The sequence below is a fragment of the Cupriavidus sp. 86D6 genome, from assembly GCF_057815095.1.
Genome location: NZ_JBYPSB010000024.1, coordinates 19,374 through 35,475 on the forward strand (window position 1 = coordinate 19,374; position 16,102 = coordinate 35,475).

The 16,102-nt window shown below is 68.6% G+C and carries 13 protein-coding genes; 3 read left to right on the forward strand and 10 right to left on the reverse strand.

Features of this window, described 5'->3' with window-relative positions; all coding sequences use genetic code 11:
• The first annotated feature begins 269 nt into the window (after positions 1-269).
• Positions 270-1,205, forward strand: coding sequence for a 2-hydroxyacid dehydrogenase (locus AC3G88_RS28135; protein ID WP_488774179.1), 936 nt, complete (start codon positions 270-272; stop codon positions 1,203-1,205).
• Here AC3G88_RS28135 and AC3G88_RS28140 read toward each other — a convergent pair.
• Genes AC3G88_RS28140 through zwf form a run of 5 tightly spaced genes read right to left on the reverse strand, consistent with a single transcriptional unit; the run spans position 1,202 to position 6,490 of the window.
• Positions 1,202-2,536: a sensor histidine kinase gene (locus AC3G88_RS28140; protein ID WP_488774178.1), complete on the reverse strand. Its 1,335-nt coding sequence runs from the start codon at positions 2,534-2,536 to the stop codon at positions 1,202-1,204. The two genes, AC3G88_RS28135 and AC3G88_RS28140, sit on opposite strands and share 4 nt — an antisense overlap.
• On the reverse strand, positions 2,536-3,267 hold the full coding sequence (locus AC3G88_RS28145; protein ID WP_488774177.1) for a response regulator transcription factor: 732 nt from the start codon (positions 3,265-3,267) through the stop codon (positions 2,536-2,538). Before AC3G88_RS28145 ends, AC3G88_RS28140 begins: the two co-directional genes overlap by 1 nt.
• 12 nt (positions 3,268-3,279) lie before the next feature.
• A complete protein-coding gene (locus tag AC3G88_RS28150) occupies positions 3,280-4,269 on the reverse strand; it encodes a glucokinase (RefSeq protein WP_488774176.1) in 990 nt (329 codons plus the stop codon).
• Positions 4,270-4,297: 28 nt separating this feature from the next.
• Positions 4,298-4,987 carry a 6-phosphogluconolactonase gene (gene pgl / locus AC3G88_RS28155; protein ID WP_488774175.1) on the reverse strand — a complete coding sequence of 230 codons (690 nt, stop codon included), beginning with the start codon at positions 4,985-4,987 and terminating at the stop codon, positions 4,298-4,300.
• Between the two features lie 54 nt (positions 4,988-5,041).
• Positions 5,042-6,490, reverse strand: a complete 1,449-nt coding sequence (zwf, locus tag AC3G88_RS28160) for a glucose-6-phosphate dehydrogenase (RefSeq protein WP_488774174.1) — start codon at positions 6,488-6,490, stop codon at positions 5,042-5,044.
• A gap of 328 nt (positions 6,491-6,818) precedes the next feature.
• Between zwf and edd the strand changes: the two genes are divergently transcribed.
• Complete coding sequence (gene edd, locus AC3G88_RS28165; protein WP_488774173.1) at positions 6,819-8,645, forward strand: phosphogluconate dehydratase; 1,827 nt, start codon at positions 6,819-6,821, stop codon at positions 8,643-8,645.
• A gap of 196 nt (positions 8,646-8,841) precedes the next feature.
• On the opposite strand, the gene AC3G88_RS28170 is transcribed toward edd, so the two are convergent.
• From AC3G88_RS28170 to AC3G88_RS28190, 5 genes are all read right to left on the reverse strand, one after another.
• Entirely contained in the window at positions 8,842-9,753 is a 912-nt protein-coding gene (locus AC3G88_RS28170) for a mechanosensitive ion channel family protein (RefSeq protein ID WP_488774172.1), read from the reverse strand.
• A gap of 186 nt (positions 9,754-9,939) precedes the next feature.
• Positions 9,940-10,836, reverse strand: coding sequence for a helix-turn-helix domain-containing protein (locus tag AC3G88_RS28175; protein WP_488774171.1), 897 nt, complete (start codon positions 10,834-10,836; stop codon positions 9,940-9,942).
• A 134-nt stretch (positions 10,837-10,970) separates the two neighbouring features.
• Positions 10,971-12,266 (reverse strand): MFS transporter, encoded by a 1,296-nt coding sequence (locus tag AC3G88_RS28180; protein ID WP_488774170.1) that lies wholly within the window; start codon positions 12,264-12,266, stop codon positions 10,971-10,973.
• 201 nt (positions 12,267-12,467) lie between these two features.
• Entirely contained in the window at positions 12,468-14,060 is a 1,593-nt protein-coding gene (locus AC3G88_RS28185; protein WP_400393454.1) for a peptide chain release factor 3, read from the reverse strand.
• Positions 14,061-14,193: 133 nt separating this feature from the next.
• On the reverse strand, positions 14,194-15,195 hold the full coding sequence (locus AC3G88_RS28190; protein ID WP_153950236.1) for a YihY/virulence factor BrkB family protein: 1,002 nt from the start codon (positions 15,193-15,195) through the stop codon (positions 14,194-14,196).
• A 271-nt stretch (positions 15,196-15,466) separates the two neighbouring features.
• Here AC3G88_RS28190 and AC3G88_RS28195 point away from each other — a divergent pair, with 271 nt between their 5' ends.
• On the forward strand, positions 15,467-15,691 hold the full coding sequence (locus AC3G88_RS28195; RefSeq protein WP_488774169.1) for a hypothetical protein: 225 nt from the start codon (positions 15,467-15,469) through the stop codon (positions 15,689-15,691).
• Positions 15,692-16,102: the final 411 nt, after the last annotated feature.

Here is a 16,102-nt window from a genome sequence, read left to right on the forward strand (position 1 = left end):
CTCTCCCGCCACGCGGGAGAGGGGTTGGGGGAGAGGGCGGGCAGGTCAATCACCAACACGCCCAAAGCGTACCCATTTCTGCGTGATTGCCCCAGCGAAACATCGTGGAGCGTACCCGTTTCTGCGTACGCCGCCACACGGTGGGCTGGCCTCTGATAATCGCCCAGAACCGCCACGCGGTCCCGAGCAGGCCGGCCCACGCGGGCATAGAATGTGGCGTCGGCCTGGCCGACCTCCAACAACAACACCTCCTCGTCCCGCTGTCACGCATGAAGCCCGCCCTGCTCGTCCTGGTCCAGCTCGAACCGGACCATCTCGCCATTGTTTCCCAGCAATACGACGTTGTCTACGCACCCAGCGCGGCCCAGCGCACCGAGGCCGTCGCCAGTGCCGGCGGCACGTTCCGCGCCGTGCTGAGCAACGGCACCACCGGCATCACGGCCGCCGAAATCGACGCGATGCCCAGGCTCGAACTGGTCTGTGCACTGGGCGCCGGCTACGAGAACATCGATATCGCCGCCTGCCGCGCGCGTGGCATTGCCGTGGGCAATGGCGCGGGCACCAACGACAGTTGCGTGGCCGATCACGCCATGGCCCTGCTGCTGGCCACCGTGCGCCGCGTGCCGGCACTGGACCGCGCCACGCGCGACGGCGTCTGGCGCAACGCGATTCCGCTGCCGCCGAACCTGTCCGGCAAGCGGCTGGGCATCGTGGGCCTGGGCACCATCGGCCGCCGCATTGCGCAGCGTGGCGAGGGCTTCGACCTGGAAATCGGCTATCACAACCGCCGTCCGCGCGCCGACGCGCCGTTCCGGTACTTTGCCGATGTGATGGCGCTGGCCGAGTGGGCCGACTATCTGGTCATCGCCACGCCCGGCGGCGCCGAGACGCGCCATCTGGTCGATACCCCGGTGCTGCGCGCGCTGGGTCCGTCGGGCTACCTGGTCAACATTGCCCGCGGCAGCGTGGTGAACACGGCGGCGCTGGCCGATGCGCTGCGCGCCGGCGAAGTCGGCGGCGCGGGCCTGGATGTCTATGAAAGCGAGCCGAAGCCGCCGGTCGAACTGTTCGATTGCCCGAACGTCGTGCTGACGCCGCACGTGGCCGGCTGGTCGCCCGAGGCAGTGCTGGCGTCGGTGACCCAGTTCATCGAGAACGCCCGTCGGCACTTTGCCGGCGAGCCGCTGGTGGCGCCCGTGAACTAGCCCACGGCCGGGAAGACCACGCGCACGCGCAAGCCCGGCGCCGCGTCTTCCAGCGCCACGCGCGCGCCATGGGATTGCGCCACTTCGTCAACGATGGCCAGTCCCAGCCCGCTGCCGCCCGTCGGCGCATCGGGTACGCGATAGAAGCGGTCGAACACGCGGGCGCGCTCGTCGGCCGCGATCCCCGGGCCGTTGTCGGTCACCACCAGCTCCACGCCGCGCGCGGTGTGCGTGACGTCCACGTCGATGCGGCCGCCACGCGGGATGTAGTGCAGCGCGTTGTCCACCAGATTGGTCAGCAGGATGCGCAGCGCATCGGCATCGCCCCGGATCATGACGGGCCCGCTGGCGCTGTTGTCCTCCAGCCCCAGGTCGATATCGCGGTCGATGGCCGCCTGCGACATCTCGGCCACCACATCGCCCGCCAGCGCCCGCAGGTCCACGGGCTCATGCGGCGGCGGCGCGGCGCCCGGTTCCTGCCGGGCCAGCGTCAGCAACTGGGCCACCAGGTGCGTCAGCCGCTCCAGCCCCTGACGCAACTGTCCCATCGCCGCCTGCCGGGCCTCGGCGCTGGGCGCGCGCTCCACCAGCTGGGCCTGCAGCTGCAGGGCAGTCAGCGGCGTGCGCAGCGCATGCGCGGCATCGGCCACAAACGCGCGCTGGGTGTCGATGGCGTGAGCCAGCCGCGCCAGCAGCTGGTTCAGCGCATCGGACAGCGGGGCGATTTCATCGGGCATGTCGCGCACGGCCAGCGGCGCCAGCGTGTTGGCATCGCGCGCCCGCACTTCGGCGGCAATCTCGCGCAGCGGCCGCAATCCGCGTCCCACGGCCATCCACACCAGCCACGCCAGCAGCGGCAACAGCAGCAGCAGCGGCGCCACGGTGCGCAGCGCCATATGCGCGGCCAGCGTGCGCCGTGCGCTGAGCGGCTGCGCAATCTGCACCACCGCCGGCCCCAACTGCACGCTATAGATCCGCCATTCGCCCGATTCCGTACGGGCATCGGTAAAGCCCAGCTCCGCGCGCTGGGGCAACGCCGGGTGCGAATGCGACAGGTAGAGGCTGCGCCCGGAGCCATCCCAGATATGGATCACCACGTCCTCGTCGGCGTGCAGCAGGTCGGCCCCGGTGGCGCTGTCGGGCGCGAACGGCGGCGCCACCGGCGCACTGAACTGGCTCGGCAGCGCGGCGGCCACCTGCTTCATCTGGTAGTCGAATAGCGCGTTGGCTTCCTGCCGGGCCTGGCCGTAGATGAGCCCCGTGGCCACGGCGATGCCGGCCGCCAGGCCGGCCGCCAGCCACCACAGCAGCGTACGTTGAATCGATCGCATCAGTCCGGCGTTCCTTCCGCGCGGGGGGCGCCTTCCGCGCCGTCCCGGCCGTCCAGTTGCGGCATCAGGTACCCGACGCCCCGGATGTTGCGGATCAATGCCGCGCCGAACTTGCGCCGCAGCGCGTGGATATAGACCTCCACCGTGTTGCTGCCCACCTCGTCATCCCAGCCGTAGAGCCGTTCCTGCAGTTGCGGCACCGACCAGACCTTGCCGGGCCGGGCCATCAGCGCCGACAGCAGCGCGTACTCGCGCGCCGACAGCCGCACCGGCGTGCCGCCCTGCGTGGCTTCGCGCGTGGCCGGGTTCAGTACGATGTCGCCATAGCGCAGCACCGGTTCGGCCCGCCCTTCGGCGCGGCGCGCCATCGCATGCATGCGCGCCACCAGTTCCTGCAGGTCGAACGGCTTGATCACGTAGTCGTCGGCCCCAGCGTTCAGGCCGGCCACGCGGTCGGCCACGGCGTCGCGCGCCGTGACGATCAGCACAGGCGTGCGGACATTGCGCGCCCGCAGTGTCTTCAGGACGTCGAGCCCCGAACGGCGCGGCAGGCCCAGGTCCAGCAGCACCAGGTCGTAGCCGCCATCGGCGCGTGGGCCGTGCTGGTCGGACGCGGCGTCGAGCCCCGCGTCGCCATCGGTCACCCAGTCCACCGTGAAGCCCTCCTGGCGCAGCGCCACCTTCACGCTTTCGCCAATCATGGCGTCGTCTTCCACCAGCAATACACGCATGTTCGTCGGGATTCAGGATTGGGCGTGGCGCATATCGCCTTCGAGCCGGTCTGCCAGGGCACGGGCCAGCCCGGGCAGCGCCGGGAATTCGGCCACGATCACGTAGACCGGGATATCGGCCAGGTACTGGCCCATGCGGCCCTTGTCGACAAAGCGCGCGTTGAACGGCGACGCGCGGAAGGCATCGACAAAGCGCGGCACGATGCCGCCGCCGATATACACGCCGCCACGCGCCCCCAGCACCAGCGCGACGTCGCCGGCCACCGAGCCCAGCAGGCCGCAGAAGGCATCGAACGCGCGGCGGCATAGCGGGTCGTTCTGCTTCAGGGCGCCCTCCGTGACCTGCGCCGGCGTCAGCGGTTCGGCCAGAAGCGTACCCATTTCTGCGGACAAGGCGGCGTGGATGTGCGACAGGCCCATGCCCGACAACAGCCGCTCGGCCGACACCCGGCCAAGCTGGTCATGCGCCGCGCGCCAGGCAATCCGTTCGTCATCGGTGGCGGGCATCACTTCGATATGGCCGCCCTCGCCGGCCAGCGCCACGGCACCGCCGCCGGGGGCCGGCACCAGCCCGGACACCCCCAGGCCGGTACCCGGCCCGAGCAGCGCGCGCGGCGCAGTGGCCACGGCGCTGCCCGGGCGCACCTGCACCAGATCGGCCGCAGGCAGGTACGGCAGCGCCAGCGCCAGCGCGGTGAAGTCGTTGATGGCCACCAGCGTGTCCAGGCCCAGCGCCTGGCGCATGGCCTCGATCGAGAACGCCCAGTTGTGATTGGTCAGCTTGACGTGGTCGCCGGTCACCGGGTTGGCCAGGCCGATGGCCGCGTGGCCGGGCCGCTCGCCGTGCGCCAGCGTCGACAGATACAGGCGCATCGCCGCTTCCAGCGATGCATGGTCGGCCACCTTGTAGGCCGTGACCTCGCCGATGCGCATCGGCGCGGATTCCAGGGCGAAGCGGACATTGGTGCCACCGACGTCGGCAAGCAGGCGCGGATAGGTCATGGAGTAGACAGGGTTGCGGGATGGCGCGTCATTGCGCCTCGGTCCGGAAGATATCGACACCGCGCCGGTAGCGCGCCAGCACCACGCTCACCGGCAGCGCCGGCGTAGGGGCCTGCAGCGCGCGCTCCAGCACGGCGTTCTTCTTTTCGCCGGTGATCGCCAGGAACGTGCGCTCGGCCGCCAGCAGCGCGGCCAGGTTCAGCGTCACGCGCGCGTGGGGCGCCAGCGTCGGATGCGTGACCAGGTAACGCGGATCGGGCTCCGACAGCGCGGTCTGCAGCTCGGGCGCGTCGGGAAACAGCGACGCGGTATGGCCGTCCTCGCCCATGCCCAGCACCACCACATCGGGCTGCTGGAACGATGCATTGAGCCGCTGCACCGCCTGCAGCGGCGCGGCGGCCTCGGCCTCGTCGCGGATCAGCGGCACCCAGCCCGCCACGCCCGCCCCTTCGCGCAGCAGGTGGCGGCGCACCAGCGCGCCGTTGCTGTCGGGATGATCTGGCGGCACCGCGCGTTCGTCCACCAGCGTGACCGTCACGGCTTCCCAGCGGATCGGGCGATAGCGCAGCCGTTCGAACATCGGCACCGGCGATGTTCCGCCCGACACCGCCAGCACGGCCCAGCCCCTGGCCTTGATGACGAGGTCCAGTGCATGGCTGACCGAGATCGCCAGCGACTCGGCCTGGTCCATCAGCGTGGCATGTTCGAACTGGCGCATGGCGCGGGCTCCTTGTCGGTCAACGGGTGGGTGGGGCTGGGGCCGGGAGAGGCGTCAGACTTCCTCGTGCCAGAGCGCGCCGTCGCGCGACATCAGCGCGGTGGACGCCGCCGGGCCCCAGGTGCCGGCCGTGTACTGCTTGGGCGGCACGGTGCTGGCTTCCCAGGTATCGATGATCGGCTCGACCCAGCGCCACGCCTGCACCTGCTCGTCGCGCCGCACGAACAAACCCAGCCGGCCGCGGATCACGTCCAGCAGCAGGCGCTCGTAGGCGCCGGCGCGGCGCGCCTTGAACGAGTTGGCAAAGTCCAGATCGAGCGAGGTAGGCGTCAGTTCCAGCGTGTCGCCGGCCTGCTTGACCAGGAAATACAGGCGGATGCTTTCCTCGGGCTGCAGCCGGATCACCAGCCGGTTCTGCGGCGACAAACCCAGCGGCTTGGGGAAGATGGCGTGCGGCACGTCGCGGAAATGCACCACGATCTCGGCCACGCGCGACTGCATGCGCTTGCCCGTGCGCAGGTAGAACGGCACTCCTTCCCAGCGCCAGTTGGCGATCTCGGCCTTGATGGCGACGAAGGTCTCGGTGCGGCTGTCGGGGGCAATGCCCTGCTCTTCCAGATAGCCCACCACCGGCTTGCCGGCGATGGCGCCCGAGCGGTACTGGCCGCGCACGGTCTTCTCGGCCACGTCGGCCGGCTGGATCGGCTTGAGCGCCTTCAGGATCTTGATCTTCTCGTCGCGGATGGCGTCCTCGCTGAGGCTGGCCGGCGGCTCCATCGCCACCATGCACAGCAGTTGCAGCAGGTGGTTCTGCACCATGTCGCGCAACGCGCCAGTGCGGTCGTAGAAGTCGCCGCGCGTTTCCACGCCCAGTTCCTCGGCGATGGTGATCTGCACGTCCTGCACCCATTCGCGGCGCCACAGCGGCTCGAACAGCGCGTTGCCGAAACGGATGGCCATCAGGTTCTGGACCGATTCCTTGCCCAGGTAGTGATCGATCCGGTAGATCTGGTCCTCGGCAAAGTACTGCGCCACGGCCGCGTTGATGGCCTCGGACGACTCCAGGTCATGGCCGAGCGGCTTCTCCAGCACCACGCGCACGTTGGGCGTGTTCAGCCCGGTGCGGGCCAGTTGCTCGCAGATGGGGACGAAGATGTGCGGCGCCGTGGCCAGGTAGCACACCACCACTTCGGGCTTGCGGGCCAGCACTTTCTCGGCCAGCGCGTCGAAGTGGGCCGGCTGGCGCGCGTCGGCCTGCACATAGCAGATGCGGTCCAGGAACGATGCCCAGGCCTCGGGCGGCGCGTGTTCCAGGCCCGGGCGCACGGTGTCTTCCAGCATGGCCTTGTACTGCTCGGTGGTCTGCGGATGGCTGCCGGTGGCCAGGATGCGCGCCGACGGATGCAGCACGCCACAGCGATGGGCGTCAAAAAGGGACGGCAGCAGCTTGCGCCGCGCCAGGTCGCCGGTGCCTCCAAATAGCACCATGTCGAAATCGGGCATGCTCACCCTGGGCTCCTTGCGGGGTATCGCGGATTGCGTGCGGAATGCGTGGGGCAATGCGCGCCCCGGCATCTACTGAGTGCCGCCGGGCGGCGCATTGGTTCCAGTGATGTTACGTCACTCATGGCCGCTTGGACAGGCAGGGGCGCCGCCAGGCAGCACGGGCGTACCCGTTTCTGCGTGCCGCCGGTGTGACGCAAAGCCGATGCGGAACATCCCGGCCGATCATCGATCCCATCTGCTGATAGCCCATGGCGATGACACCGCAATGACGGTGGCGTCCGGTTTTTTCGGCTACGCTGAAAAGCGCCCTACAGGAGATATCCCCATGCCCCGCCACCCCGTACTGGAGAAAGTCACGGCCCGCATCGTGGCCCGCAGTGCCCCCACCCGCCAGGCCTATCTGGACCGCACGCGCGCCATGGCCGGCCAAAGGGTCGAGCGCGCCAACATTTCGTGTACCAACCTGGCGCACGGCGTGGCCGCCATGCCCGACGAAGCCAAGATCCGGCTCAAGGCGCAGGAGCGGCCCAACCTGGCCATCGTCTCGGCCTACAACGACATGCTGTCGGCTCACCAGCCGCTGCAGGCCTACCCGCAATGGCTCAAGGAAGCCGCCCTGGAAGCTGGCGGCACCGCGCAGTTCGCGGGCGGCACGCCCGCCATGTGCGACGGGGTGACGCAGGGCCAGGACGGCATGGACCTGTCGCTGTTCTCGCGCGACGTGATCGCCATGGCCACCGCCGTGGCACTGTCGCACCAGATGTTCGACGGCGTGCTGTGCCTGGGCGTCTGCGACAAGATCGTGCCCGGCCTGGTGATGGGCGCGCTGTCGTTCGGGCACCTGCCCGCCGTGTTCGTACCCGGTGGCCCGATGACCACGGGCCTGAGCAACGACGAAAAAGCCCATATCCGCCAGCTCTATGCCGAAGGCAAGATCGACCGCGCGGGGCTGCTGGAGGCCGAGACCCGGTCCTATCACGGCCCCGGCACCTGCACGTTCTACGGCACGGCCAACTCGAACCAGATGCTCATGGAAATCATGGGCCTGCACTTGCCGGGCACGGCATTCATCAATCCGAATACGCCGCTGCGCGAGGCGCTGACGCGCGAATCTGCCCGCCAGGCGCTGCGGCTGGTGCATGGCGGCGAACGCTACACGCCGATTGCCGAGGTGCTGGACGAACGCGCGTTTGTGAACGGCATCGTCGGGCTCGTGGCCACGGGCGGGTCCACCAACCATACGCTGCACCTGATCGCGATGGCCCGCGTGGCCGGCATCCAGCTGACGTGGGACGACTTCCACGAGTTGTCGGCCACCGTGCCGCTGCTGGCGCGCGTGTACCCGAACGGCAAGGCCGACGTGAACCAGTTCCAGGCGGCCGGCGGTCTGTCGCTGGTGATCCGCGGCCTGCTGTCGCTGGGGCTGCTGCATGACGACGTGAACACGGTGGCCGGCCCCGGGCTGGCCCACTACATGCGGGAGCCGGCCCTGCGCGATGGCAGGCTGACATGGGTCGACGGGCCCGAAGCATCGCTCGACGACACCATCGTGCGCACCGCCGATGCGCCGTTCGCGCCCGATGGCGGCATCAAGCTGCTGGACGGCAAGCTGGGGCGGTGCGTGATCAAGACTTCCGCCGTCAAGCCCGAGCACCAGGTGGTGGAGGCGCCGGCCATCGTGTTCCATCATCAGGACGACGTGCTGGAGGCCTTCAAGCGCGGCGAACTGGAGCGCGACTTCGTGGCCGTGCTGCCGTGGCAAGGGCCCGCCGCCTGCGGCATGCCCGAACTGCACAAGCTCACGCCCACGCTGACGCTGCTGCAGGATCGCGGCTTCCATGTGGCGCTGGTCACCGACGGACGCATGTCCGGCGCTTCGGGCAAGGTGCCCGCCGCCATCCACGTGTGCCCCGAGGCGCTGTCGGGCGGTGCCATCGGCAGGGTCCGCACCGGCGACATCGTGCGGGTGGATGCGCCGGCCGGCGTGCTCACCGTGAAGGTCAGCGATGCCGATTGGGCTGCCCGCCCCCACGAAGTGCCCGACCTGACCGCCAACCGCCATGGTGTAGGCCGCGACCTGTTCGCCGGCTTCCGCAAGCATGTGGGGACGGCCGAAACCGGGGCCTGTTCGTTGTTTGCGGACGAAGGTTAGCGGCTTCGGTTTTGCTCCCCTCTCCCGCCACGCGGGAGAGGGGTTGGGGGAGAGGGCATCGAGCTTCTGCTTGCCGACATGTCGCGATTTGAACCGCCGGGCCCTCTCCCCCTGCCCCGCTCCAGCAAGGCGGGAGCGGGGTGCAAACCCGAGCAACCGGCAGAATCAGCAGCAAGGCGTACCCGTTTCTGCGACCTCAATTTGGGCGTCCCGACCCCGGCGCACGGCCTCGATAACCCTCTCCGTGCCCCGCCTCCGCAGTCTCGGCTTCCTCCAGATCCGGCACCCGCACCTCCTGCACCGGCACCGCGATGCGGCAGCCAGCGCCCTCCACCGTGGCCTTCAGCTTCGCGTACAGCGCGAACTGCACGCTCCAGAAATCGTCGTTCGAGGTCCAGTAGCGCGCATTCAGCGTGACACCGCGCTCGGTGTAGCGCACCACCATGACTTCGCGCTTCGGCTGGGGCAGCAGGCGCTTTTCGCTGTCGAGCATGGCCGCCAGTGCGTCCAGCCCGGCCTGGATCGGGCTGTCGAAGGTCACCGTGACCTCCATGTCCATCCGGCGCGTGGGGTTCTCGCTGTAGTTCATGATCGGACTGCCCCAGATCTTGCCGTTGGGCACGCGCAGGCAGACGCCATCGAACGTCTGCAGCTCGGTCATGAAGAGCCCCGTCTCGCGCACCGTGCCGGCCACGCCCTGCGCGTCGATGTACTGGCCCACGCGAAACGGCCGCAGCAGCACCAGCATGATGCCCGCGGCGATGTTTTGCAGCGTGCCCTGCAATGCCAGGCCGATGGCCAGCCCGGCCGCGCCGAGCATCGCAATGATGCTGGCCGTTTGCACGCCGAACTGCGACAGCACCAGCACCACGGTCAGTACGCGGATCACCCATTGCACGATGCTGGCCAGCATGGGTCGCAGCGTATCGTCCACATGGGTGTGCTGCAGAGTCTGCCGCAACGCCCGGGCGGCCCGCGCGGACAGCCACCATCCGATGATCAGGATGGTCAGGGCGGCCAGGCAGTTCAGGCCCTGGCTGACGGCGAACTGGGTCAGGTAGGCCCAGGTGGCTTCCAGCTTGGCGTGATCGATGAGGTTCAGGTCCATGCGTCAGGCTCCGGGTGTCAAACCCCCGCCAGACTTGCGAAGGACGTGCCAGCCGCACCACACCTGGCGGCAAAAGCGTACCCGTTTCTGCGTGATCCCCGACGGCACAATGGCTGCCGGCGTGCGGCTCCCGGCGGGGCCTTTGGCATCACTACGGACCCCATCGGGGCCATCCATGTGCAGGATTTACAACTCGCCTGAAATTCCTGCCGCACCGCGCCATTGGCCCGGCGTGACGCCGTAGGCCGCGCGAAAGCGGTTGTTGAAGTGGCTGGCGGAGGCAAAGCCGGCGCGGCTGGCCACCTGCTGCAGGGACAGCCGCCGGTCGTCCAGCAGCGCACGCGCGCGGTCGAGCCGCGACCGCATGACCCAGGCGTGCGGCGCCATGCCGAACGACACCCGGAACATGCGCGCGAAGTGGAATTCCGACAGGCCGGCCAGTGCAGCCAGGTCGCCCAGGGTCGGATTTTCGGCGGGATGGGCGTGGATCCAGTCGGCCACGCGGCGTCTGGCCTGTGCCGACAGCCCGCCGCGCCAATCCGCCGCAGGCTGGCGCGCGCCGTGGGACAGCAGCAGATGGGTCACGGCCTGGTGCGCCATGGCGTTGCCGACCATACGGCTGTCAGGGTCCTGCCAGTCCAGCGCCACCAGTTGGCGCGACAGGGTCGCCAGCCCGGCATCCTCGACGAACAGCCGGTCCTGCAACTGCAGCGCGCGAGGCTCGGTGTCTAGCACGCGCACACAGTGCCAGGCCAGGTGTTCCGGCTGGAAGTAGAGATGCAGGAATCGCTGCGTGCCGCCCACATGCCAGGCCGATTCGTGTCCGGCCGGCAGCAGGCAAAGGCGGTCCGGGCCGCCCTTGCGATCGGGGGCATCCCGGCGATAGGTCGAATAGCCGCCTTCCAGGTACATCGACATCGTGTGGTGCCCAGGCCGGGCGTAGGCGGTGTCGTCGTGGCGGTTGCGCCAGAGCGCCAGCCCCAGGCCATCGCCCAGCACGCAGGCGCGCTCCAGAGACGCACGCGATTGCGTGAGCGCCGAAAACACGGCGTTGTCGGTGAGCGGCCGGGAGGTGTCTGCCATGGCGTGACTCTAATCCAATCCGACTGGCCTGCGGACGGATCGCGGCCACGCAGAAACGGGTACGCCCGTGCGTGCGCGCCGACATGCAAAAAGGGCGGCCAGGCCGCCCCTTCGAACGTTCGGGCCGTGCCGCATCAGCGTGCCGGCGCCGCCTTGTTGCCGGACGCGTCCGCCCCGTGAGGGCCGGTTGGATGGTCGTGCAGGCGGTCGCGGTTGGTCAGCATCGGGAACAGCTTCATCCATGCCGCCACCACCAGGATCGTGCCGGCGCCGCCCAGCAGCACCGCGCCCACCGGCCCGAGCAGCGCCGCCGTCACGCCCGACTCGAACTCGCCAAGCTGGTTCGATGCGCCGATAAATACCGAGTTGACCGCGCCCACGCGGCCGCGCATGTCATCGGGGGTATCGAGCTGCACCAGCGTCTGGCGCACCACCACACTGATCATGTCCGACGCGCCCAGCACCACCAGTGCGGCCATCGACAGCGGCAGCCACGTGGACACGCCGAACACCATCGTCGCCACGCCAAAAATGGCCACCGCGCCAAACATCACGCGGCCCACGCGGCGGTTCAGCGGATGCCGGGCCAGCCAGAGCGCCGTCACCAGCGCGCCGATGGCCGGCGACGACCGCAGCAGGCCCAGGCCCCACGGGCCGGTATGCAGGATGTCGCGCGCATAGATTGGCAACAGCGCCGTGGCGCCGCCCAGCAGCACCGCGAACAGGTCCAGGGACACGGCGCCCAGCAGCACCTGGTGGCTGCGGATATAGGCAAAGCCGGCGAACAGCGTCTTGATGCTGACCGGCGCCGTCAGGCGTTGCGCGGCCTGGCGCAGCTTCAGCGTGAACACCAGCGCCGCGGCGATGGCGAACAGCACGGCGCTGATCGCGTAGACTACCCCCGCGCCCGCCACATAGGCAAACCCGCCCAGCGCGGGGCCGATGATGATGGCGGTCTGCGCAGCCGAGCTGGCCAGCGCCACGGCGCGCGGCAACTGGCGGGGCGTGACCACGCTCGGCAGCAGCGCCTGCAGCGTGGGAGTCTCGAAGGCGCGGCAGCCGCCAATGGCCGCCACGAAGAAGAAGATGTGCTCGCTGGTGACCCAGCCCGAGAAACTGGCCACGGCCATCGACGCCGCGATCACCGCTTCGAGCATCTGGCAGGTCCGCACGATGATGCGGCGGTCGAAACGGTCGGCCACATGGCCGGACATCAAGATCAGCGCGATCGATGGCAGGAACTGCACCAGTCCCACCATGCCGAGCATGAACGGATCGCGCGTCAGGTCATACATCTGCCAGCCCACGGCGACCGTGAAGATCTGATAACCGATGGTGGTGCAGAGCCGGGCAAACCAGAAATGCCGGAAGGCGGGGTCACGAAAGACGGAATCCGGCTCGTCGGCCGGCAGCGCGGAGGCGTTGGACATGGGGCTGGAAGCGCCCTGAGGGCGCAGGAGGCAGGCAATGTACGCAGTCGCGTACAAAGCTCAGGATTCTAGCCCAGACGCCGGCATTACGCCGGGCCGGTGTTGTATCGTTGCAGACACAATGAAGTGATCAACACAGCATGCCAAAGCGGGCCCAATCCCGTCGCGGAATTGGCCCGCCATGGGCCAGCCGCAGCCGGATCAGGCGATCTCGCGCGTTTCCAGGAAGCGGATATTCGGGAAACGCTCCTGCGTGAGGCGCAGGTTGACCATGCTCGGGGCCAGGTAGACGTGATCGCCGGCACCGTCGATGGCCACGTTGTGGCCGTTCTTGTCGATCAGTTTTTCGATCTCGGCCGGATCGCCCTTGAGCCAGCGCGCCGTGGCGCATTCATGCGACTCGAAGATCGCATCGACGCCATATTCGTGCTCCAGGCGGTGCGCCACAACGTCGAACTGCAGCATGCCGACGGCGCCCAGCACCAGCTCGTTCGACATCAGCGGGCGGAACATCTGCGTGGCGCCCTCTTCGGCCAGCTGCTGCAGGCCCTTCTGCAGCTGCTTGACCTTCAGCGGATTGTTCAGGCGCGCGCGGCGGAAGAATTCGGGCGCGAACGACGGAATACCCGTGAAGCGCAGCGGCTCGCCTTCCGTGAACACATCGCCCAGACGGATGGTGCCGTGGTTCGGCACGCCGATGATGTCGCCGGCGTAGGCTTCCTCGGTCGTGTTGCGGTCCTGCGCCATGAACGTGATGGCGTTGTTGATGGCCACAGTCTTGCCCTGCGCCACGTGCAGCAGCTTCATGCCGCGGTCGAAGCGCCCCGAGCACACGCGCACGAACGCGATGCGGTCGCGGTGGCGCGGGTCCATGTTGGCCTGGATCTTGAACACGAAGCCGCTGAACTTGCCTTCCTGCGGTTCGACGGTACGCGATTCGGTCGCGCGCGCCAGCGGCGGCGGCGACAGTTCGCACAAGGCGTCCAGCAGCGACTGCACGCCGAAGTTGTTGATCGCCGAACCGAAGTACACGGGCGTCTGCCTGCCGGCCAGGAAGGCCTCGCGGTCGAACGTGTGCGACGCGCCGCGCACCAGTTCGATCTCCATGCGCAGTTCGTCGGCCTGCGAACCCAGGATGCGGTCGAGTTCGGGGTTGTCCAGGCCGTCGAGCATGGCGGCGGTACCCTTTTCGCCCTTCGGATCGAACAGCTGCACCTTGTCGTCGATCATGTGATACACGCCGCGGAAGGCCTTGCCCATGCCGATCGGCCAGGTCATCGGCGCGCACTGGATCTTGAGCACGTCCTCGATTTCGTCGAGCAACTCGATCGGCGAACGGCCTTCGCGGTCGAGCTTGTTGATGAACGTGAGGATCGGGGTGTCGCGCAGGCGGCAGACGTTCAGCAGCTTGATGGTCTGGGCTTCCACGCCATTGACGGAGTCGATCACCATCACGGCCGAGTCGACGGCCGTCAGCGTCCGGTACGTGTCTTCGGAGAAGTCCTCGTGGCCCGGCGTGTCGAGCAGGTTCACGATGTTCTCCGGGGCGTCCGGGCGCGACTGGTAGGGGAACTGCATCACCGACGACGTCACCGAGATGCCGCGCTGCTTTTCCAGCTCCATCCAGTCGGACGTGGCGTGACGGTCGGCCTTGCGCGCGCGCACTTCGCCGGCCACCTGGATGGCGCCGCCGAACCAGAGCAGCTTCTCAGTCAGCGTGGTCTTACCCGCATCCGGGTGGGAAATGATGGCAAACGTGCGGCGACGCGCAATTTCGGAAACGAGCGAACTCACGGCTTCAGGAATCGGGTAAGGGGCGATGGGCGAAAGGCGCCCGGGCTGGGCGCTGGCGCCGCTGGCATACGTTCGGGCGGGCGCCAGCGGCCTGGGAGCACCCGGGACGTGTCCCGGGGATCGGATTGGGGCGCTATTTTACCGGTTCGCGGTGCCGACCGGGGGCGTGCGTTGCCGGCGGGCGGTTTTCGCGCGCTGGATCATGCCCACGCAGGCTGCCAAACTGCAACGCGTACTGCCGCGTCAGTTCGGCGCCGAAAAAGAAAATTTGTGCCGAATAATACACCCACAGCATCAGCGCCACGACCGATCCCGCTGCGCCGTACGATGACGCCACGGCACTGTTGCCCAGATACAGCCCGATCAGCCGCTTGCCCACCGAGAACAGCAGCGCGGTGATGATGGCGCCCATCAGCACGTCCCGCCACGCGATCCGCACGTTTGGCAGCATCTTGAAAATCGTGGCGAACAGCGCGGTGACCACGGCGAACGAGAAGGCGGTGGAAATCGCGTCGGCCACGGGTGCGAACCACGAGGCCGTCCAGAGCTGGCCCCAGAATCGGTTGACCACGGCCAGGGCCGCGTTGATCACCAGCGACACGAGCAGCATGAACGCCAGCGCCAGCACGATGCTGAACGACAGCATGCGTGCGCGCAGCAGCTTTTTCCATCCGGCCCCGATGGGCGGGGGGGCCTGCCAGATATCGTCGAGGCTGCTCTTGAGCTCCGCGAACGCGCTCGTGGCGCCGACGATCAGGATGCCGAACGCGATCGTCGCCGCAATGCCGCTGCCGCCGGCGCGGTGCGTGGCGGCCAGGATGCTCTGGATGGCTGCCGCACCCTGTTCGCCCACCAGTCCGTTGAGCTGCGAGAAGATTTCACCGCGCGCGGCTTCGGCCCCGAAGAACAGGCCGGCAATGGAGATGACCAGCACCAGGATCGGCGCCATCGAGAACAGCATGTAGAACGACAGCGCCGCGCCCTTGCTGGCCGCGCGGTGATCGAACCACGCCATGATGGCGGCCGATACCACGCGCACGGTGCGGCTGCCGGTATGGCGATCGGGCAGCCAGCGCCCGCGCCGGGGGCTGGGCGGCGAGCGGTCGGGCTTCTCGGGCACGTGTTCTGAAGGCATGCCGGGGTGTCCTGGAGTGGGCTGGCGTCGGGCAGGTTCGGGCCGACCGGAAACGAGGCTGGCCTGGAGCCCTGGACCCTGGCCCCAAACATCGCCCCTGTGACGCATCCTGTCTGTCAGCCGAAGTCTGATGCGTGCGTTCATCATAGTGCGCTCGGGGCGCGGCCGACACGTCTGCCTGCTACAGTTGATCAAGGCACACATGCCGTACCGCCCGCGCCCGGTATATCCGCCGGGCACGCCGCGTGTCCGGCCCGAACAGGAGCCATACGTGATCTTCACCAAGAACGGCCAGCCCCAGCCCTTGACCGCTCACGCGGGCCGCGTGCCGTCCCGGCTGGTGCCGGGCCTGATGCTTTGCCTCGCGATGTTGTCGGGCTGCGAACGCAACCAGCCGCCGGGGCCGGGCCCCAAGCCGATATCGGGCAGCGCCGCGGCAACGTCCCCCGTGCCAGTCACGAACGGCGCCTCGGGCGCGCAGGCCGCGCCGCGCTGACGCACCCACCGCTGCCGACGCACTGCGGCACCCCGGCGGCGGGCTGTCGTGGCGTATCCGCCGCGCCCCCGGCGTACCCATTTCCGTACCCATTTCCGTACCCATTTCTGCGGGCCCTCGCCGGTATCAGGGATGCAACCGGATGCACGCGCGGTCGGCATCCAATTACCGGCGCGGCCGGACCTGCGGCCTTTCTATAGGCGTGGGGCAGTTCTGCCCCGAAAAGCAGACACCCCCGCAGGTTTGGCGGCCCCCAGGTTGCCTCTGTCCCACCTTGGCACCCGTGGGCGCCCCCTTGGCACCCGCTCGTGCGCGGCCGCGTTCGCGGCCGGCGCCTTGCATCCGGCAAGCCGCGTTTCACGCGTGACGGGTCCACGCGACCTGGCGTCCGCTTGTCGTAACACCGGCGTA

Bases quoted from the DNA above. Each gene is read 5' to 3' on its own strand.
- AC3G88_RS28175 (WP_488774171.1), bottom strand. From the start codon at position 10,836: ATGGCAGACACCTCCCGGCCGCTCACCGACAACGCCGTGTTTTCGGCG.
- pgl (WP_488774175.1), bottom strand. From the start codon at position 4,987: ATGCGCCAGTTCGAACATGCCACGCTGATGGACCAGGCCGAGTCGCTG.
- AC3G88_RS28150 (WP_488774176.1), bottom strand. From the start codon at position 4,269: ATGACCTATCCGCGCCTGCTTGCCGACGTCGGTGGCACCAATGTCCGC.
- AC3G88_RS28135 (WP_488774179.1), top strand. From the start codon at position 270: ATGAAGCCCGCCCTGCTCGTCCTGGTCCAGCTCGAACCGGACCATCTC.
- AC3G88_RS28140 (WP_488774178.1), bottom strand. From the start codon at position 2,536: ATGCGATCGATTCAACGTACGCTGCTGTGGTGGCTGGCGGCCGGCCTG.
- AC3G88_RS28190 (WP_153950236.1), bottom strand. From the start codon at position 15,195: ATGCCTTCAGAACACGTGCCCGAGAAGCCCGACCGCTCGCCGCCCAGC.
- AC3G88_RS28180 (WP_488774170.1), bottom strand. From the start codon at position 12,266: ATGTCCAACGCCTCCGCGCTGCCGGCCGACGAGCCGGATTCCGTCTTT.
- AC3G88_RS28170 (WP_488774172.1), bottom strand. From the start codon at position 9,753: ATGGACCTGAACCTCATCGATCACGCCAAGCTGGAAGCCACCTGGGCC.
- AC3G88_RS28145 (WP_488774177.1), bottom strand. From the start codon at position 3,267: ATGCGTGTATTGCTGGTGGAAGACGACGCCATGATTGGCGAAAGCGTG.
- zwf (WP_488774174.1), bottom strand. From the start codon at position 6,490: ATGCCCGATTTCGACATGGTGCTATTTGGAGGCACCGGCGACCTGGCG.
- edd (WP_488774173.1), top strand. From the start codon at position 6,819: ATGCCCCGCCACCCCGTACTGGAGAAAGTCACGGCCCGCATCGTGGCC.